Origin of the sequence: Arcicella aquatica, from assembly GCF_034928825.1 — a bacterium.
GTDB lineage: Bacteria > Bacteroidota > Bacteroidia > Cytophagales > Spirosomataceae > Arcicella > Arcicella aquatica.
Genome location: NZ_JAYFUL010000059.1, coordinates 1 through 21,700 on the forward strand (window position 1 = coordinate 1; position 21,700 = coordinate 21,700).

Annotated in this window: 12 protein-coding genes; 6 read left to right on the top strand and 6 right to left on the bottom strand. The window is 35.4% G+C overall.

Annotation, left to right across the window (positions count from 1 at the left end; translation table 11 throughout):
• Positions 1-205: 205 nt before the first annotated feature.
• Entirely contained in the window at positions 206-1,852 is a 1,647-nt protein-coding gene (pgi, locus tag VB264_RS22360; RefSeq protein ID WP_323253184.1) for a glucose-6-phosphate isomerase, read from the bottom strand.
• Positions 1,853-2,279: 427 nt separating this feature from the next.
• Here pgi and VB264_RS22365 point away from each other — a divergent pair, with 427 nt between their 5' ends.
• Together VB264_RS22365 and yidC are read left to right on the top strand one after the other, a co-directional pair.
• The gene (locus VB264_RS22365) at positions 2,280-3,932 is read left to right on the top strand and encodes a CTP synthase (protein WP_323253186.1); all 1,653 of its coding nucleotides are present in this window, start codon (positions 2,280-2,282) and stop codon (positions 3,930-3,932) included.
• A gap of 216 nt (positions 3,933-4,148) precedes the next feature.
• Positions 4,149-6,002 (top strand): membrane protein insertase YidC, encoded by a 1,854-nt coding sequence (gene yidC / locus VB264_RS22370; protein ID WP_323253188.1) that lies wholly within the window; start codon positions 4,149-4,151, stop codon positions 6,000-6,002.
• A gap of 422 nt (positions 6,003-6,424) precedes the next feature.
• On the opposite strand, the gene VB264_RS22375 is transcribed toward yidC, so the two are convergent.
• Positions 6,425-6,811, bottom strand: coding sequence for a DUF805 domain-containing protein (locus tag VB264_RS22375; RefSeq protein WP_323253190.1), 387 nt, complete (start codon positions 6,809-6,811; stop codon positions 6,425-6,427).
• 555 nt (positions 6,812-7,366) lie between these two features.
• On the opposite strand from VB264_RS22375, the gene dacB reads away from it, so the two are divergent.
• Entirely contained in the window at positions 7,367-8,848 is a 1,482-nt protein-coding gene (dacB, locus tag VB264_RS22380; RefSeq protein WP_323253192.1) for a D-alanyl-D-alanine carboxypeptidase/D-alanyl-D-alanine endopeptidase, read from the top strand.
• Positions 8,849-9,192: 344 nt separating this feature from the next.
• Here dacB and lepA read toward each other — a convergent pair whose 3' ends face one another.
• On the bottom strand, positions 9,193-10,980 hold the full coding sequence (gene lepA, locus VB264_RS22385; RefSeq protein WP_323253194.1) for a translation elongation factor 4: 1,788 nt from the start codon (positions 10,978-10,980) through the stop codon (positions 9,193-9,195).
• A gap of 202 nt (positions 10,981-11,182) precedes the next feature.
• Between lepA and VB264_RS22390 the strand changes: the two genes are divergently transcribed.
• The gene (locus tag VB264_RS22390; protein WP_323253196.1) at positions 11,183-11,767 is read left to right on the top strand and encodes a Crp/Fnr family transcriptional regulator; all 585 of its coding nucleotides are present in this window, start codon (positions 11,183-11,185) and stop codon (positions 11,765-11,767) included.
• A 163-nt stretch (positions 11,768-11,930) separates the two neighbouring features.
• Here the strand turns inward: VB264_RS22390 and VB264_RS22395 are convergent, their stop codons facing one another.
• A complete protein-coding gene (locus VB264_RS22395) occupies positions 11,931-13,163 on the bottom strand; it encodes a DUF819 family protein (protein WP_323253199.1) in 1,233 nt (410 codons plus the stop codon).
• A gap of 173 nt (positions 13,164-13,336) precedes the next feature.
• On the opposite strand from VB264_RS22395, the gene VB264_RS22400 reads away from it, so the two are divergent.
• Positions 13,337-16,621 (top strand): UvrD-helicase domain-containing protein, encoded by a 3,285-nt coding sequence (locus VB264_RS22400; RefSeq protein ID WP_323253201.1) that lies wholly within the window; start codon positions 13,337-13,339, stop codon positions 16,619-16,621.
• A 425-nt stretch (positions 16,622-17,046) separates the two neighbouring features.
• Positions 17,047-18,225: a TlpA disulfide reductase family protein gene (locus VB264_RS22405; protein WP_323253203.1), complete on the top strand. Its 1,179-nt coding sequence runs from the start codon at positions 17,047-17,049 to the stop codon at positions 18,223-18,225.
• Positions 18,226-18,506: 281 nt separating this feature from the next.
• Here VB264_RS22405 and VB264_RS22410 read toward each other — a convergent pair whose 3' ends face one another.
• Together VB264_RS22410 and VB264_RS22415 are read right to left on the bottom strand one after the other, a co-directional pair.
• A complete protein-coding gene (locus VB264_RS22410) occupies positions 18,507-20,123 on the bottom strand; it encodes a family 43 glycosylhydrolase (protein WP_323253205.1) in 1,617 nt (538 codons plus the stop codon).
• An 86-nt stretch (positions 20,124-20,209) separates the two neighbouring features.
• Positions 20,210-21,550 (bottom strand): alpha-L-fucosidase, encoded by a 1,341-nt coding sequence (locus VB264_RS22415; RefSeq protein WP_323253207.1) that lies wholly within the window; start codon positions 21,548-21,550, stop codon positions 20,210-20,212.
• Positions 21,551-21,700: the final 150 nt, after the last annotated feature.

A 21,700-nucleotide genomic window follows, 5' to 3' on the forward strand; every position in this document is an offset into this window, starting at 1 on the left:
ATATGAATAAAATTGTATTTTTCAAATAAATCACCTCAATAAACATGAAAAATCCACCCAAAACATGAGTGGATTCTATTATAAATCAATATCGAAAAATAATTTTCAAGGGAAGCCAGTTATGTGTTAGGAAGGTAAATTAGGATATATAAAACCCCTTGTGATATTTAAGATAAATCACAAGGGGTTTCAATATTGTTTCAACCTATCTCCAAGCCTTATAAGCATTAATCAACGCATTGGTTGAAGAATCATGTGAAGTGATAGTCTCTTCACTAGTAAGCTCAGGTAAAATTTTGTTAGCCAATTGCTTGCCTAATTCTACACCCCATTGGTCAAAGCTATAAATATTCCAGATTACCCCTTGTACAAAGATTTTGTGTTCGTACATGGCTACTAAACTACCCAAAGTACGTGGCGTTAGTTGTTTGAACAAAATAGAGTTTGTCGGGCGATTTCCTTTGAATACTTTAAAGGGTGCTAATTCAGCAATTTCTTCGTCAGATTTTCCTGCTTTCTTAAATTCAGCAACTACTTCATCTAATGTTTTACCATTCATCAAAGCTTCTGTTTGTGCAAAGAAGTTTGATAACAACAATGTATGATGATTACCAATTGGGTTATGAGAAACGGCTGGTGCTAAAAAGTCGCAAGGGACTAATTTTGTGCCTTGGTGAATCAATTGATAAAAAGCATGTTGACCATTCGTGCCTGGTTCTCCCCAGATAATTGGACCTGTTTGATATGAAACCTCTTTGCCATCACGCCCCACATATTTACCATTCGATTCCATATCTCCCTGTTGGAAATAAGCCGCAAAACGGTGCATGTATTGGTCATAAGGAAGGATTGCTTGGGTATCTGCTCCGAAGAAATTATTATACCAAATTCCTAATAAAGCTAAAAGTACTGGAATGTTTTCACTGAAATCTGCTGTGCGGAAGTGCTTGTCCATGGCATGAGCACCCTCTAATAATTCAACGAAGTTTTCAAATCCGATTGATAAAACAATTGATAAGCCAATAGCCGACCACAATGAATAACGACCACCAACCCAATCCCAGAAACCAAACATATTATCAGCATCAATGCCAAATTCAACTACTGATTTTTCGTTGGTAGAGATTGCCACAAAATGTTTGGCAACATCTTCAATCGAACCACCATTTGCCAAGAACCAGTTACGTGCAGAATGAGCATTAGCCATGGTTTCTTGCGTAGTAAATGTCTTAGAAGCAATCAAGAAAAGGGTAGTAGCTGGATTTACTTTTTTCAACACTTCGGCGATATGCGTACCGTCAACGTTAGAAACAAAGTGTAAATTCAAATGATTTTTATAAGGCTTCAAGGCTTCTGTAACCATTACTGGGCCTAAATCCGAACCCCCAATACCAATATTCACCACGTCAGTGATGGCTTCGCCAGCATATCCTTTCCAAGCACCAGAAATTACTTTTTCAGAAAAGCCTTTCATTTTTTCTAAAACAGCATTCACATCAGGCATAATTTCTTTGCCATCTACACCGATAGGTGAATTAGAGCGGTTTCTTAGAGCCACGTGCAAAACAGCGCGTTTTTCAGTTTGGTTAATCGTATCGCCAGTAAACATTCTTTCGATAGCATCGTCCAATTCACATTCATTGGCCAAAGCCACTAAGATAGCTTTTGTTTTTTCGTTGAGTATGTTTTTAGAATAATCCACAAGAATGTCTTCAAAACGAATTGAGAATTTATCAAAACGTTCGGCATCATTTGCGAAGAGTTCTTTTATAGAAGTAGCATCAATTTCAGATTTGTGCTTTGTCAGTAAAGAAAAAGCATGGGTTTGGTCGAAAGGAACAGATTTTAACATAATTGCTTTTGTTATTTTTAAGTAATAATTTCTGGTTATACACACAAAAGTACAAAAGACTGCTGAATTAGTAGAGATAAAGCCTTTAGGATTTTGTTAAGAAGATAATTAATGTTAGGATAAAAATTAAATGGCAGTACTTTATTGATAACGGTCGCCTCATCTCTGAATTACATTATCTAAATTGCCTTTTTGTTAAGCTTTAATTTTAATTCTTAAATATTTGTAAATGTAATTTACTGTAAATCAATGTATTGTTGAGGTGTTTAAGAAAAGAGTTACGTCTTTATTCAAAAAAAGACGAAATACTTCGCCGAAAATTCCCTAACTTTGTATCCCGTAACTAAGGGTTGCGGAACTCCATTCTTCCTCTGTACAATTTTTGTACACATCCTCTTAGAAAAATTCAAACTTCAATTTTATTACAATGTCAGGTAAAGGGCAACCTAAAACCGCAAAATATATTTTCGTTACGGGCGGTGTAACTTCATCTTTAGGAAAAGGAATTATTGCTTCATCATTAGCTAAATTATTGCAGGCTAGAGGGCTATCAGTAACCATCCAAAAATTGGATCCATATATCAATATTGATCCGGGAACATTAAACCCGTATGAGCATGGTGAGTGTTATGTAACCAACGACGGAGCGGAAACGGATCTTGATTTGGGTCACTATGAGCGTTTTTTGGGCGTACCTACTTCACAGGGGAATAACATTACCACAGGTAGGGTTTATTTTAATGTAATTACAAAAGAACGTCGTGGTGATTATTTAGGAAAAACTGTTCAAGTAGTTCCGCATATCACTGACGAAATCAAACAAAATATTCTTTTGTTGGGTGCTACGGGACAGTATGATATCGTCATTACTGAATTAGGAGGCTGTGTGGGTGATATCGAATCTCTACCATTTATCGAGGCTGCTCGTCAGTTAAAATGGGATTTAGGAGAGAAAAATACGCTTTTTATTCACCTTACCTTAGTGCCTTATATCGCTGCTGCTGGTGAATTGAAAACTAAGCCGACACAACACTCAGTACGTGCTTTGTCTGAATATGGAATCCAGCCAGATATTATTGTTTGTCGTACAGAACATCCAATTCCACAGGAAATGCGTCGTAAAATCGCTCTTTTCTGTAACGTTTCGCCAAATGATGTAATCGAAGCGATGGATGCAGAAACGATTTATGATGTGCCTTTGTTGATGCGTAAAGAGAAACTAGATCAACGTGCTTTGTATAAATTAGATATTTATAATGACAAAGACGCTGACTTAGAACAATGGAAGAATTTCTTAGGCAAACTTAAAAACCCAACGGAACAAGTTACCATCGGTTTAGTGGGTAAATATGTTGAACTGAAAGACTCTTATAAATCTATTTCAGAAGGATTGATTCATGCAGGTGCCGTAAACGAAACGAAGGTAAATGTAATTTGGATTTCTTCTGAAAACTTAGTGGAAGGTGATTATCGCAAAAAACTAGAAAGCCTTGATGGTATTTTAGTAGCCCCAGGCTTTGGCGAAAGAGGTATCGAAGGTAAAATCAATGCGGTAAGATATGCTCGTGAAAACAAAATTCCTTTCTTTGGTATTTGTTTGGGGATGCAATGTGCCGTAATTGAATATGCTAGAAACGTAGTTGGTCTGGAAGATGCTCACTCGTCTGAAATGAACAAAGAAACACCATACCCAGTAATTGATTTGATGGAAGAACAAAAATCTATTACGAACAAAGGTGGAACGATGCGTTTGGGTGCATACTCTTGTAAATTAGAAAAAGGCTCTTTAGCACACCATGTATATGGTAAATTGAATATACAGGAGCGCCACCGCCACCGTTATGAATTCAATAATGCTTATTTAGAGCGATTTAAAAATGCAGGAATGGTACCAACAGGTATTAATCCAGATTCTGGTTTAGTAGAAATTGTTGAATTAAAAGACCACCCATTCTTTATTGGTGTACAGTTTCACCCAGAGTACAAATCGAATGTAGCAAATCCTGCTCCATTATTTGTACACTTTGTAAAAGCTGCTTTGAAAAACGCTATTCCATTGATGAAAGGAACTTCTAAGTAACCTTTTATCATTTAAAATGATTTAATAAAAGATAAGTCGTAATTTTGCACCGCTAAAGTCAAAAGCTTTGGCGGTTTTATTTGATAGAAAGTTTTTACATTTCGTTCAGGTTTTTAGGAAAATAAATACTTAGAGAATAAAACCGACAACAATAATAGATAACCGATGAGTGTATAACCGCACAAAACTCGAAAAAAAGACAAATTTACTAAAATAATGATGGACAAAAATCAAGTAACGGGGCTGTTGTTGATAATGGCGATGTTGCTGGGATACCAGTTTTTCCTAGCCCCTAAGGTTGAACCTGAAAAAGCACCTGAGAAAGCTAAAGTAGCCCAAACTGCCACTGTACATAAAGTTGCAACGGTAGATTCTGTTGCTTTAAAAGCTGCCGCTGGCGATTTCGCATCGGCTGCCATAGGTACTGCACAAGAACTTGTTTTAGAAAATAAAGACATTAAAGTAGTGTTCTCTACTTTAGGTGGTAAGGTAAAACAAGTATTATTAAAGAAATACGAGACTTACAATTCATTTGCTAGCCAGAAAAAAGAACCACTTGTAATTTTTGATGAGGCTTTTGACAAAGTAACTTTTGATCTTCCTACTACGAAAGGAAATGTTGATTTGAATAAATTGTACTTTACTACTGCTTCTAAAGGCGGAGTGGTGGCAGAAGGACAATCGCAAAAAGTTAGCTTTACTTTAAACTTAGCAAGCGGACAAAGTATAGAACAGACTTATACACTAGGCGGAGAAGGCTTTTTGTTAGACCAAGATGTGAAGCTACAAGGTTTGGATGGTTTGTTGAAAAACGAATCGGCTAAATTAAACTGGATTGAAAATGTTCGTCCAACCGAAAAAGATTTAACAGAAAACCGTAAAGCTACTGTCAATTACCTATTGAACGAAGATGAGGATTTTGACCAATTGGCAGAAACACCAACGGGTTCAAAAGAAGAATCGTTAGATAAGCCTTTGAAATGGGTTTCATTCAAGAAAAAATACTTCTTGTCGGGCTTTATAACTAAAAATGCACCGATTCAAAAAGCACAGATTGTAGCTACTGCCAACGAAACAGATTCGGTTAATATCAAGACATTGAGAGCTAACATGGATTTGGATTTGGCAGACTTAAAATCAGGCAAAGGAAATTATCAATGGTATTTTGGTCCTAACGATTATAATATCATCAAAAATGTAGCACCGGGCTTTGGGAAAAATGTAAAATTGAGTTATGATATTTTCTTGCCAATTACACGTTATGTATTCGTTCCGCTTTTTAATGTATTAGAAACAGTATTCAGTAATTACGGTTTGTTAATTATTGCGTTAGTATTAATCATCAAATTTGCGTTGTTGCCACTTACTTATAAGTCGTATGTAAGCATGGCTAAAATGAGAATTTTACAGCCAGAATTGAATGCTATCAAAGAGAAAGTAGGAGATGATGCAGCGGCACAACAGCAAGCACAAATGAAATTGTATGGCGAAGTAGGCGTAAGCCCACTGAGTGGTTGTGTCCCCGTTTTAGCCACTATGCCAGTATTGATGGCGGTATTTATGTTGTTCCCGAACTTGATTAACTTGCGTCAACAATCGTTCTTATGGGCAAATGACCTTTCTACTTTTGACTCTATCGCTACACTACCGTTCAGTATTCCATTGTATGGTAACCACATCAGTTTGTTTACCTTGTTGATGACGGTTTCAAGTATTGCTTATGGTTATTATAATAACCAAAATACGCCAGACCAAACAGGACAACCGATTGACATGAAGAAAATGGCTTATGTTACGCCAGTGATATTCATGTTCGTGATGAACTCTTTACCTGCTGGTATGAGTTTCTATTATTTTGTTTCCAACTTAGTAACTATCGGACAACAAATTGGTATTCGTAAGTTTGTAGATGAAGATAAAATCAAAGCAGTTTTAGAAGAAAATCGCAAGAAAATTGCTGCGGGCGGTGTGAAAAAATCTCGTTTCTCAGAATACATTTCTAAGCAAATGAAGGCTGTTGAAGAAACACAAAAAACTCAACAAGCTGACCCTAAGAAAAAGAAGAAATAGTGATATTTTAGCATAGTAAAAAAGGCTTATAAATTTGTTTAAAACAGGTTTATAAGCCTTTTTTATCATGATTTCATAGAGCATAAACGAAGTATAAAATAAAGATAAGTCATCCCTATTTTTTCTTGAAATAAGAATTTTATAGGATTAAAATCAAAATAGCCTCATAGAGGCGAAATATCGGTAGTTACTCAATAACATTTCCCTCCAAGTTCCGTCGAGGCGAGATATTTCGCTCCGATGGGGCTCTGGAGAATGTATTTCTACCGATATTCCGTTCCTAACGGAACGATAAATCAATAAAAAAGTGGTCGAAAATTAATTTTCGACCACTTTTTATTTTAAAATTCAGAATGACTTATGATTGAAATTCTTAGCTTTTGGTAATTTTATCAAAATAAGATTGATAATATATTGTTCCATTAATACATTAATTCATCAGTTACCGCCTTAGGATTAGGACCATATTGATTATCGTAAGGTTCTCCTTCAGTTACTAAAAGTACGAGTAACCATATTGCCCCTGCAACTGGTATGAGCGAAACCAAAAAGTACCAACCACTTTTTCCGATATCGTGTAATCGCCTAACAATAACAGCAATACTAGGTATAAATATAATTAGCTGATAGAGCAAAGATACCATATAAAAAACAAAAATGCCGCCTATAAAACCATAAATTGCCATGCATATAATAGCAGCTATAAAACAAAAAAGGGTGTTAAATAACATGAAATACCAGTATTCACTTCTTCTGGCTCTTCCGCTAAATGTAGCATAGTTTTGTAAAACTTGTAAATAATAATTCATTTGAATAGTATAGATTTTGTATTTTTTCTACTCATTTGGCTTTTCGATTACGCCCCGTTTTATGATGGTCTCTGGTCTCCATAGTTTATAATAAAATTTGGTAATGCTAAATGGCAAGCACTTATCAATAGTTATTTATCGTTGACGCTCGTCTCCACAGCATGAAAACTAAGAAAATGATAATTATATAAAATAAGCGTTAAAAATTCTACCGATGATGGGGACATTAATGGGGGAAAATAAGCAAGCAGAATGAAAAAACACTTGCTTTATATTTTGGCTATTTTGGTATATTTATTTGATAATACATTACTTGGTCGTTTATAAGTGTTAGAAAATGAATAACATACACACAGCATATTATTTGATTTTATAAACATAGTAAAAAGATTATTGAATAACAAAAATATTTTGAAGCTTATGATAGGTGAATAATAAGAGGGTTTACTAGCTTATTTTAAACATCCTAGTCAGGATACAAATTATTAGCTTATTTGCTCATTTTCTTTATCTTTGTTAGGTATCAACATTCATCAATAATCCTTACAATACTCTATGAAGCTATTTTTGTTAAGTATTTTGCATATCCTGACCTTGTCAAATAAACCTGATTCGCTTGAAAATAGTCCTCCTCAAGAACGTTTACAAAAATATGTTAATGGTTTAGCTACTACGCCGTTTATGACAAATGGAATGGTGGGGGTATGTATCAAATCAGTTACCAATAATAAAGTATTAATAGAATACAATGCCCAGAAAAGTCTTGCTCCAGCTTCCACTTTAAAACTAATTACGTCTGCTACAGCATTATCAACCTTAGGTGAAGATTATACTTATACTACTAAGTTAGATTATAGCGGACAAATTACAGATTCTATATTAGTTGGTAATATTATCATCAAAGGTGCTGGTGACCCCTCTTTCGGAAGTGGAAGAATAGATAAACAAATGGATTATAAGATTTTGTTTGAGAGTTGGGCACAAAAAATCAAGGCTTTAGGAATTAAAGAAATTAGAGGAAGGGTATTTGCCGATGGCAGTTTGTTTGAAGAAAATGTGTTGCCCGATACGTGGATTTGGGCAGACATAGGCAATTATTATGGTGCAGGGGCCTATGGGTTAAACATCAATGAAAACCTATTTTATGCTACGTTCAAACCAAGTACTTATTTAGCAGAGGCTCCGTTGGTTAAAACTAATCCAGACCTACCATATTATCAGAAAATCAATAGGGTACAAACAGATAAGCCTCATACGGGTGATCAAGTAAATATATACAGTACGCCTTATCAAGATATTTTGGTGATGCAAGGCTATGTACCAGCAGGAGATACCTTTTCAGTAAAAGGCTCTATTCCTGACCCGCCTTTGTTTGCAGCCTATTTCTTACAGAAAAAACTGGAGGAGTTAGGCATCAAGGTAAATGAAAGTCCGCTGTCATCTATGGAAGTAAGCAAAAAAAGAATTGTTTTCCAGAAACCATTTCAAACGATGAATATTGCCAGCTATTCGTCACCAGCACTTAAAGAGCTAGCCAAAGCGTGTAACTACCAAAGTATTAATTTATATGCGGAGGCTTTTTTGAAAACCTTCTCTGTGTCTTTTTCATTCGGTAACAATACGAAAGATGCAGTAAAAGGGTTGAAACAAATTTGGCAAAACAGAGGACTTAATTTAGCGGGCTTTAATGTAAAAGATGGGAGTGGTCTATCACCTACGAATAGTCTTACACCTGCCAACATGACAGATATTTTGAAAGCTATGTACACTGAAAAATCATTTAAAGCATTCTATGAATCCATTCCTGTGGTCGGCGAATCGGGAACGGTAGCTCATTTAGGAAAAAAAACAAAAGCTGTTGGCAATGTTAGGGCAAAGAGTGGCTCAATTGAAGGAGTAAGGGCTTATGCTGGATATTTTACAGCGAAAAATGGAGAATTAATGTGCTTTTCGTTGATACTGAATAAATATAATTCAGATTATGGTTCAGCGACAAAAGAGTTAGAAAAGTTGATGATGATGATGGTGGAGCTGTAAGTTTTGAGTTTTGAGTCTTGAGTTTTGAGTTTTGAGTTTTGAGTTTTGAGTCTTGAGTTTTGAGTCTTGAGTTTTGAGTCTTGAGTTTTGAGTCTTGAGTTTTGAGTCTTGAGTTTTGAGTCTTGAGTTTTGAGTCTTGAGTTTTGAGTCTTGAGTCTTGAGTCTTGAGTCTTGAGTCTTGAGTCTTGAGTCTTGAGTCTTGAGTCTTGAGTCTTGAGTCTTGAGTTAATCTAAGACGGCAAAGTTATATTAAGTTCTATTAAAAAGAAAAATCCGTTATCTATTAATTGTTATCCCTTAGGATTAACAATTAATAGATAACGGATAACAGCTTATCAATAAGATTAATCTAATTTCAAAACAGCCATAAATGCTTCTTGTGGAATTTCTACGTTTCCTACTTGACGCATACGTTTTTTACCTTTTTTCTGTTTCTCTAATAATTTCCTTTTACGAGAAATATCACCACCATAACATTTGGCAGTTACGTCTTTTCTCAATGCCTTCACTGTTTCACGAGCAATGATTTTTTGTCCGATAGCAGCTTGAATAGCAATATCAAATTGTTGTCTTGGTAACAATTCACGCAATTTTTCACAAAGACGTTTTCCCCATTCATAAGCTTTATCGCGGTGTACGATGGCAGAAAGAGCATCTACTTTTTCACCATTCAACATTACGTCTAATTTAACCATTTCGCCTTCTTGATAGCCTTTGTATTCATAATCCAAAGAAGCATAACCACGCGAAATAGTCTTTAATTTATCAAAGAAATCGAACACAACTTCTGAAAGTGGTAAGTCGAATTGTAGCTCTACACGATCTGAAGTAAGATAAATCTGATTAGAAAGAACTCCTCGTTTATCTAAACACAATTTCATGATACCACCTACATAATCAGATTTAGTAATGATTTGTGCTTTAATGATTGGCTCTTCAACATGGTCAATCAAGTTCGGCTCAGGTAATTCAGAAGGAGCTGATACCCATAGTTCTTCACCATTTGTTAATTTAACATTGAATTTCACCGAAGGAACGGTAGTAATTACAGTCATGTTAAATTCACGCTCTAAACGTTCTTGAACGATTTCCATATGTAGCATTCCTAAGAAACCACAACGGAAACCAAAACCTAAGGCCATAGATGTTTCTGGTTCCCATACCAAAGAAGCATCATTCAATTGAAGTTTACCCATTGCATCACGCAAATCTTCAAATTCAGTGGTCTCAACAGGATAAATACCTGCGAAAACCATTGGCTTTACTTCTTCAAAACCATGAATAGATTCTTTGCAAGGACGGTCACGGTGAGTAATCGTATCACCAACTTTTACTTCTTTAGCTTCTTTGATACCAGAAATTAAATATCCTACATCTCCAGCCTTGATAGATAGTCTTGGTTCTTTTTCTAAACGCAAAGTGCCAATTTCATCAGCAAAATATTCTTTGCCTGTAGCAATGAATTTTACTTTATCACCTTTTTTGATTTCTCCGTTAAATACTCTAAACATTACTTCAATACCACGGTATGAATTAAATTCAGAGTCGAAGATTAACGCTTGAAGTTCAGCGGCAGGGTCACCTTTTGGAGCAGGGATTCTTTCGACTACGGCAACCAAAATATCTTCGATACCTATACCTTCTTTACCAGAAGCATGGATGATTGAATCGCGGTCACAGCCTAATAAATCTACAATTTGGTCTTTTACCTCCTCAGGCATTGCCCCTGGTAAGTCAATTTTATTTAATACAGGAATAATCTCTAAGTCATGCCCTAATGCCAAGAAAAGATTCGAGATAGTCTGAGCTTCAATTCCTTGGGCAGCATCCACAATAAGCAAAGCACCCTCACAAGCAGCAATTGATCGTGAAACTTCATAAGAAAAATCCACATGACCAGGTGTATCAATCAAATTAAATACATATTCTTCTCCTTTATAAGGAAAATTCATTTGTATCGCATGCGATTTGATTGTGATACCACGCTCACGTTCTAAGTCCATGTCATCTAGTAATTGAGCTTGCATATCCCGTTTTTGTACAGTATTTGTAAATTCAATTAGTCTATCAGCGAGTGTACTCTTTCCGTGATCTATATGGGCAATAATACAAAAGTTACGAATGTTTTTCACGTTATTTATTTTACGGTATTGATTTATTTCATGTTGCAGTATAACTTACTCGCCGTAATACAGGTTTTGCTTATACATTTTACAAAATTACGTCCTTAACTTTGAAAAAGATAATAACTAATTAGAAAAGAGATAAGAATAAAACTTGTTTAAGTATTTTTTATCTAAATAAATCAAAAAAGTCATTAAAATTTATACCGTCATGAAAATTACTCCAGAAATTTACCCTCTGGTGGAATACCTCAATAAGTTTGTGGTACTCTCTGAAAGGGAAGTAAAATCATTTTTGAGTAAAGTGCAATTCAAAACTTGCAAGAAAGGAGACATCCTGCTTAAAGAAGGAGATGTATGTAATGAACTATATTTCATTTTACAGGGAACACTCAGGGCTTATACTAAAGTTACTGGTGAACACAACAGAACCTTCAATTTCGCCTTTGATGGAACTGTATTTACTGAGCAAGTAAGTTTTGCATCACAACAACCTTCGACAGACTATCTAGATGCCTTAGAAGATTGTAAGTTATTATATATTACTTATGAACGGCTAACATGGCTTTTTGAAAAATTCCATGGTTGGGAGCGTGCAGGAAGAATTATCAACCAAGTATATTTTTGTGATGAAAGAAATAGAGTACGTTCTTTTATGCTCGATGACGCCACATTGCGCTATAAAAAACTACTTATTGAATTTCCTGCTGTTGAAAAGAAGATTCCTCAACATATCATTGCTTCTTATCTAAATATCACCCCACAGTCGTTGAGTAGATTAAAAAAAGTGCTTTAGCGTGTTGAGTTGTGAATGGTGAGTTATGAGTCTTGAGTTATCATTGCCTGAAATTGATTGCCCTCCACGGTAATAATCTTATGTAAAAATCAAATAGAGTGCGTAGGTTTTATGAAAGAGTAAGTACTTTTTTAACTCAAAACTCATCACTCACAACTCAAAACTAAGAAACCACCCACTGCATCATTAATCCTGTTAAATAACCACAATAAGTACCTAGTGCATACCCTAGAATAGCGAGTAAGACACCTACTGATGCCAGAGAGGGGTGAAATGCTGCTGCCACTACAGAAGCAGAGGCTGCCCCGCCTACATTAGCTTGTGAGCCAACAGCTGTAAAAAAGTAGGGTGCTTTGGTAAGGTAAGCTGCAATCAGCGTGAAGCTAGCATGAAACAACATCCAGATAATGCCTACTAGAAAAAGCTGTGGTTTTTCTAAAGCAGCAAAGATGTTCATTTTCATGCCAATAGTGGCGATTAAAATAAATAAGAATATCGACCCAAATTTAGAAGCTCCTACATCCTCAATTTTCCTTGCTTTAGTTTGCGAAAGTAGTAAACCAAAGATTGTCACTAAAGAAATAACCCAGAATGAAGAGGAGGTAAGGCTGAATTTTTTAAGATTAGGGTAATTGTGTTCTATAGAAGGGACTATTATGTCCGCACAAGCATGAGCTACTGCTGTAGCACCAAAACCAATAAATAATATTAAAAGTATATCTTGTACCGTTGGATTTCTGGCATTTTCTTTGGCTCTGTTTTCAATTTTTATTCTTACATCATCTACGGCACGTGTATCTGCACGGAACCATTTGTCGATTTTAGTGGCGTGTCCTACTCCATACAGCAATAATGCCAACCAAAGCTCGGCTGTAAGTACATCAATGGCAATAGCCTGAGAAAATATTTCGGCAGGTGGGTTAAACACTTCTCTCAATGCCGTCTGATTGGCACTTCCACCAATCCAACTTCCTGCTATGGTGGCTAATCCTCTCCACGTTTCACCTGCTACTGTTTCGGGGCTAATCATTTTTACTATCCAAAGCGAGGCTGGCCCACCAATCATTACACCCAAAGTACCTGCCAAAAAAACAATAATAGCTTTTCCACCTAATTGTTTTAGCGCATTAAAATCAATGCTGATGGTGAAATATAATAAACAAGCTGGGAGTAAATATTTGGAGGCTACATCATATAATTTAGATTGTTCACCATCAACAATATTAAAGGCATTTAGTAAACCCGGAACAAAATAACAAACCAAAATACTGGGAAAGAAAGTATAAAAGCGTTTCCAAAAACGATTTTCGAGGGATGAGGTATAAAAGGTAAAATAAATGATACCTAATAATAATCCGAAGATTACGGCATCGTTTGTAATAAATGTTTGTTGCATGATGAGGGGAGATAATATTCAACAAATTTAAGTTCTTTTCGTAATTTGCAAGATAGTGATTAGAAAATAGACATAAGACACAAGAAATAAGATTTTTAAACAGCAGTATGTGTTAATTTGTTGTTCTTGTTTCTAAAGTCTGGCTTCTTGTGTCTCGACGAATACAATATCTCATGCAAAGCCCTAAATTTAAAATATATTCTTCTTCTGCAGGTTCGGGAAAAACCTATACTTTGGCAAAGGAGTACATCAAATTAGCTCTTAGAACTACTTCCCCTTTTTATTTCAATCATATTCTAGCGGTTACTTTTACCAATAAGGCGGCAGGTGAGATGAAAGAGAGAATCTTGAAATATCTTCATCAATTTGCAAGCGATGACCCACAAGACCGAGAGGATTCAAAAGGAATTTTTGACCAAATTTTAGATGAATTACAACAAGAAGGAATAGATATTGATGAGGAGGAATTACGAATCAGAGCTTCAAAGACTTTCAAGCATATTATCCATGAATATGCTAATTTTTCTGTTTCTACGATAGATTCCTTTGTTCAAAAAATAGTGGCAGCTTTTACGGAGGAATTGGACTTTCCGTTTAACTTCGAAGTAAGCCTTGATTCTGAAGTATTGCTTGATGCAGCTGTAGAGCAATTATTACAAAAAGTAAACACCGAACATTTCGAACAGATTACGTTGTCTATCAGAAGCTTTGCGATGGAAAAAGCAGATGAAGGCAAATCTTGGAATGGCTTGGCAGAAGAATTGTCTCTTTTTGGGAAAAGCCTTTTGTCTGATCAACACCAAGATGCTATCGACAAAATAGCGGATTTAGAAGCGGAGGATTTTTTACTGATAGAAGAACAGCTAAAAGCTTTCTGTGAACACCTTGAAACTAAGATTAAAACCATTGCTCAGATAGCCTTAGAAAGTATTGCATCAGCGGGCATTGATATTACAGATTTTTTTCAAGGAGCAAAGGGTGTTGGGGGATATTTTCAGAAATTACAATTCCAAGATGTATTTACTTTAGCAAATTCTCATGTGATGAAAGCCATTAATGAAAATACTTGGTATGGGAAAAAAACAAAAGATTTTGTAAAGGCTTCTATTGATGGAATTGCAGAAGAATTAGGGATTTATCTGAGTAGCGTTTTTACCATTCAAGAAACAGAAAGAGCGAAATATATTCTTTTTAAAGAGATTCTTAAACAGACGAAAAAACTGGCTTTACTCAGTCAGCTAAAAAAAGAGATTGCCTCTATTCAGAGCGAAAGTGGGCAAATTCATATTTCAGAGTTTAACAGGAAAATCTTTGAGATTGTAATGAAAGAACCCATCCCGTTTGTTTATGAGCGACTGGGTGAAAAATATAACCACATCCTGATTGATGAATTTCAGGATACTTCTACGCTACAATGGCATAATTTCTTGCCTTTGGTTGAAAACTCTTTGGCCAATGGGCATTTTAATTTAGCTGTGGGCGATGCCAAGCAGTCTATCTATCGTTTCAGAGGAGGAGAAATGGAATTGATTGTGCATTTGCACAAAGACAATCTGGAAAGATTGATAATAGGAAATGAAGACAACGATTTTTTGGTGGAAAGATACGCCAGTATCCGTCCATACCTAAAACCCGAAAACCTAAGTACCAATTATAGAAGTACTCAGGAAGTAATTACATTTAATAACGACTTATTTAACTTCATTAAGGCATCTCCCGAAAATGAAAGCCTTGCACCATCCTTACCGATGGTCTATGATGAATTCTTTGCACAGCAAGTGCCAGCAAATCCCAAAACAGGCGGACATGTAGAGATTGATTTTATGCAAGGAGAGCATGAGGATGAATTGATGTTCGAGCGTATTATGACATTGATTGAGGAAGCACGAGGGGCAGGATATAACTACGCAGACATTGCAGTATTATGTAGGAAAAATAAGCATGGTAGAATTATCGCCAATGCTTTGAAAGACGCTAATATTGATGTAATATCCTCAGATTCGCTCAATTTAAATGCTTCAGAGGCAGTTAATTTAGTCGTTTCTTTGATGAAAGTGATTCAAAATCCTGATAATACTTTATCGAAATACGAAGCCATTTATTTGTTCTATCGGGTAGTGTTAAACAAAATTCCTGATACTGATGATAATCAAATTATCAAGCAATCTATTGAATCAGGAGATATTGCGTTGTTTTATCAATTGATTGAAACACAGGGGTATTCCTTAGAGTCATTTTCTTTACAACAAATGGCTTTGTATGAAATTGCTGAGAAAATTATCAATACTTTCTTCCTTTTTGAACATCATAAAGCCTTAGATTTTCTCTTTAGGTTCTTGGATGTTATTCTGGAATTTCAAACTAAAAAGAGTACGCACCTTACTGATTTTTTACAGTTTTGGGAAATAAAAAAGGAAACGCTTTCTATTTCTACACCAGAAGGACAAGCGGCTGTAACTGTAATGAGTATCCATAAATCCAAAGGACTAGAATTCCCTGTTGTAATCATTCCTTATTGCAATTGGACTACTGATACTAACTTGAGAACACAGATTTGGGCAGATTTACCAGAAGAAAATGAATTAATAGTTGTTAGCGGTTCCGCACAAAAAACTTTAAAGAATGCACCACTGAGGATATCTAAGGCCTTGGAACAAACGGCTGTAGTAAATCAATATAAAGCCGAAAAAGAAAAAACCTTTTTAGAAAGCTTGAATATGCTGTATGTAGGGTTGACACGCCCCACTGATAGACTTTATTTGATTGTAAAGAAAAATGTGAAAGATTTTAGTAAAACAGTTGGAAATCAGCTATATCAATTTATCAACTGTCCGTTTATTGAAGAGGGCGAGAATCATTTTGAGGTTGTTTATCAAGGAACAGATAAGCCAATAAAAGCTACGAAAGAAAAAAAAGAAGAGCTGATTGAAATCAGTGCCATTACCAGTTTTGAACGAAGCAATAAAGTCAGGCTACGACAAAGTGCTGAACGTCTTTTTGACTTAAAAACCTTCGAGAAAAGTAAAGATTATGGCAATAAAGTGCATGCTGCCTTTGCTAAAATAAAAACGTATCATGATACTGATTATGCCCTTCAAGAAATTCTTAGAGAGGGATTGATAATTGCTTCCGAGATAGAAGGACTAAAGCGAACCTTGGAAAATATCATGGGTTTACCCAATATCAAGCCACTTTTTGAAGTAGCCGAAGAGTCTATTAAGAATGAAAGGGAGATTTTGATGCCAAAAGGCAAGCCTCTTCGTCCTGATAGAGTGGTGAGACTAAAAGATAAAATCGTGATTTTGGATTATAAAACAGGCTCAAAATCTGAATCTCATAAAACCCAAGTACGACAATACATGAATATTTACCGAGAGATGGGGCATAATAATGTAGAAGGAATATTGGTGTATTTGGAAGAAAAAGCCAAAGACGAACAAGTAGTGGAGGTCTTTTAAAAAGATTAAGTTCACCATGATTTATCACTAGGTAGGGATTTTAAGTCCTACTGGTTACCTATAAATATATAAATAACTGATAGTCAAGGTTTTTGTACCTAGCGAGGGGCTTAAGTCCCTCGCTAGGTATAAGAGATTCACGTGGTCAGACTGTGACATGAGGCTACCAAAGCTCGGCTCGAAAGGTGATTTAAGCCTATTTGAACCAATTTTATCAATAATTATATCTTTATTTCAACTTTTTTAAAAGATGCGGGCAATCGTTAGGATTTAAGTCCCTGCCTAGCGATAAGAATTTAAGAAAGAGAAAATTGATTTAACTACTAAATCTCTAGTGTAAATACATTATACCTATTATATTTGTTCAATATAATTTCTTATTGACGTTATACGTTCATCAATAATTTAAACTAAAATTCCTCTTCATGAAAAAACTATTTTTCACAGTTTTATGTGCATTACCTTTATTAACAAATGCACAAAGCCCTGCAAAACCTACTATTCAAGTAAAAGGTACGATTAAAAATGTTAAAGATACCATCGATATCGTATATGCTACTTATGCCGCAAATGGCAAAAGAGTAACAGATAGTTCTTTGGTTGCTAAAGGTGTATATTCGTTCAAGTTGTCTTTGAAAGAAGCTACAAGAGTACAATTCACCGCAAAAAATACAGCGAACAAAAAAGCTAAATTTGCTCAAAAGAATACAGCAGCTGTTTTCCTTGAGCCAGGTATTATTACTGTAGCAAGTGTGGATTCGTTTTCAAATGTTAGCGTGAAAGGTTCAAAATCACATATCGAGTTTGAAAAATTGAACCTTGCTTCAAAACCTTATGAAAGTAAGCTTGAGGTACTTTATAAAAAATACTCAGAGTATTCAAAAAATAAAGAAAAAGCGGCGATGGATAGGGTAGAGGCTTCTATTGATTCATTGGATGAAATACAAAGAGAAAACGTATATGGTAGCTATATCAAGAAAAATCCAAGTTCGCCAATAGCACTTTATTCATTAAAGACTTTTGCAGGATATGAAATCATTGTTGAAAAAGTAGAACCTCTTTTTAATTTATTGCCTGCTAGATTAAAATCATCACCAGCAGGGGTTGAATTTAAAGAAAAAATTACGACTGCTAAACTTACGGGTATCGGAAGAGAAGCATTGGATTTTACGCAGAATGATACATTGGGTGTACCTGTAAAACTATCTTCATTGAGAGGTAAATACCTTTTAATAGACTTTTGGGCTAGCTGGTGTGGACCGTGTAGAAGAGAAAACCCAAATGTGGTAAAAGTATTTAACGAATTCAAAGACCAAGGTTTCCATATTATTGGTGTTTCTTTAGACCAACCAAATGCGAAAGAAAAATGGTTGAAAGCTATCCATGATGATAAATTAACATGGACTCAGGTTTCTGACTTACAATTCTGGAATAATGAAGTAGCTAAACTCTATGGTATTCAGGCCATTCCGCAAAACTTACTATTAGACCCTAACGGTAAAATCATTGCTAAAAACCTGAGAGGAGAAGCATTAGGCAAGAAATTAGAAGCCATCTTTAGCAAAGAAAATGCTAAAAAAGATGAAAAGCCTAAAGGTAAATAAAATACTACAATCATGAGACATCCCGAATTTTCTCATAAAATAATGAGTTTTGGAGGATTTGTAAGTATTATCGTCTTGTCCTTACTTTTCTTTTCTTGATAAAAGAAAAGTAACAAAAGAAAATCAAGAATTCCTAATCGCAGCGGCGAACCGCCTCGCTCCGCTCAAACAGTAGGAATTCGGTGTACATCAATCATAAAAAAACGGTCTAAATTAGTTTATAGACCGTTTTTTTGTGATTTTAAAATTCGGAGTAACTCATGTTTATATAAATAAACTTATTAGTTCTTCAACAACAATACATCATCAACATAACAAAAAGCATTGGCAGCACCTTCAGCCTCAAAGCCAATTTCTATCTTCCCATTTTTGATGACTATGTTTTCAATCTTAATCGTTTTCCAGCTTGTATTTTCTTTTTTAAATGTAACCTTAAAAGTTTTGTCATTGCTAGTAGCATACATTTCAAGTTTATCAAAGCTACTGCTATTCTTTACCTTGGCAATTAAGGTATAATTACCTTTTTCTAACTTTACAAAAGGAGAGGAGGTTATTACCTGATATACTTTTCGCTTGAAATTTATCTTATCACTTATCGCAAGACTTTTCTCTCCAACAACAACTTTCCTTTCGTTTTCACTATTATTATGGTTCAAAATCGGTGAGCTAGTAGTGTCAAGGCTAATTTTATTACCTTCTATTACTGAAGTATCCCAACCTGTTAATTGTAATTGTACTGGCTTAACTGGAGAAGGAATATTTTTTCGGTCTGCTTCAAAACTGCCGTTTTTTGCATAATTGTTGTCAGTAGCCACACTCCATTCGCCTGTAGTAGGATTTATATTCCATGAACTAAGCGAATTAAAATACGGTACGCTTCCATCAAATGAAATCGGAAACCATTGGTTATACCCCAAACCATTTCCTGCGAAATTAGCCCACCTATCACCACAGTAAACTACAGTTTCCTGTTTAGTCCCTTTTATAGTATAGAAAAAACCCGTTTGTGTAACATGTGCATAATCATCGGAAGACCCATTCATCACCAACATCCCTTTTTTATTCTCATAAGGCCCTCTGATGTCATCTGCTACTAAGTAGTAAGCCAATGAGGCATCCCAACCATATATATTAGAAGCATTGAGGTAATACTTGCCTTTATATTTAAACATACAATTCCCCTCACGGTTTTCTCCTTGAAAAACTTCCTTACAATCTAATAGGTTAACCATTCCCTCCTTAATGCCAATTTCAGAAACATATATTTTGTTTCGACCCTTGCCATAAGAATAAATAAGATATGATTTTCCAGTGTCTTCATCCGTAAATACTGTTTGGTCACCCGTGTTTGATGTCCCAATCATCTCCTTCATATTTATTTGTTGATGCCACGTAAATTGTCCCGTTGGCGTATCACAAACAGTAATCAATACCTCGTTGCCATGCTGAACAAACATCGCATATTGATGTAACTCCTGAATATACGCTACGCCTAAACGACCAACCCATGTTCTACGCTCACGATCTTTCTTCTTTAATTCATCTCGGGTCATCACATCACTTTCAAAAGTCCAGTTGACTAAATCGGTAGAACTATAACAGGTTACAGATTCAAACGTAGCAGAAGGGAGTGTGACAGATGGATTGTTACGGTAAATATCCGCTTCTTTGTAATGAACACCATACCAGTAATATTTTTTTTCTTTGGTAATGGGGTCAGTAAACTTAAAAATGCCTCCTCCCTGACTATTTATAGGTTGTTCGTCTGTGGTATTCCAAAATACATCATTTTTAATATTAATTGCCTGTGCATTTACGCTATAAAATTTGCTTGCTATTAATAGCAAAGACAGCAAATGAAGAATAGTAATATAAGAATAATTAAATCGTTTTTTCATGTTTGCATTATAAAGTACCGTCAAAATGCTCTTTTTAGGCTTCCTCTGATAAAATAGCTTAGGTAAGTTTAAATAGGTTTTTATTATTACTTTTCGCCATCGCTTTTATATATCTTCAAGGGCTTGTCTAATTCCAATGCCAACACTGTCATATATTGGTCATTTACTGTTGCTGGTACATTGATAAATACAATTCCTGGAACATTACCCCATGTCATTTTACTTTGTACCTGATGCGTCAATAGATGATTTGTCCCAACCACACGGATTTTCTTGATAGTATTATCCAAGCCTTTTAACATCACTTGTCCATTGCTATTAGGCTGGAGAAACAAATATAACTTTGTAGAATCTTTAGACATGGTAGTTGGTCCATAGAAATGCCCTGCTTCAATACCAGCCAACGTGCCGAAGATAGCTTCATGATGTTTCTTATTCCATTTCCCTAATTCTTTTAATAAATGTACCTGTTCAGTAGGAATCGTTCCATCTTCTTTAGGACCAATATCAAATAAATATACTCCACCATTGCTAATCACGTCGGCAAAGATAGAAATTACTTGATAGGGCGTTTTATAGTTTTTATCGTCTGGATGATAGCCCCAGTTTAAATTGGAAGTCATACAAGCTTCCCAATAAGGAAATTTCTTTGGTTTGGTAGGCGGAATGGTCTGTTCATAAGTCTCATAGTTTCCATATTCCAGAAGGCGGTCATTACTAATTGCCCAAGGGTTAGCCTGCAAAATATTCGTATTGATTTTTTCAGTTTGCCATTCTTTGGCATTATGTTCCCACTCGCCATCAAACCACCATAAATCTGGACGATAATTAGCATTTAATTCTGCGATTTGCGCTTGAAAAAAATGTTGAAATCTTTCCCAACGTATAGGGTCATCTTGCATTTTATAACGATTACTATCCCGAGTAACAGCAGGATAATCTGGATGACTCCAGTCTATCAAAGAAAAATAGGCTCCTTTCTTGATACCATATTTATCAAGCGCTTGATAAAATGGTTTTAATAAATCTCTTTGAGCCGGAGCATTTTTCACCACACTATAATGATTTTCTTTGGTTGGCCATAATGCTACACCATCGTGATGTTTGGTAGTTAGTACGGCATAACCAGCACCACTTTCTTTAATAAGCGAAGCCCATTCTTCTGGATTATACTTACTAGCTGTAAAGCCTTTTAACTGACTCATGTAGTCTTTATGGCTGATTTTTTTATTGTAAAAACTCCAACTTTCATCAACACCTTTTACCGAATAAATACCCCAGTGAATAAATACGCCCAATTTGGCATCTTGGAACCACTGCATCCTTTCCTGTAAGGAGGCAGGTTCTTTCGTTTTTTGAGTAAACGACGATTGAGCATACAAGCAAATCGTCAAAAGAAGAAGTAGTGTTTTCGATAAAGTTTTCACAAAAATGTTGTTGAGTTGTGTATTTAAAATAGAAGCTGTTTAAGCTTTCCGTTTCTGAGGTGAAAGCATTGTATTTTTGAATTGATTTTTTCAAAATTTTCGAAGCATAGCATCGCTACGTTGAGTAAATTTTGGAACAAGCTATTCTAA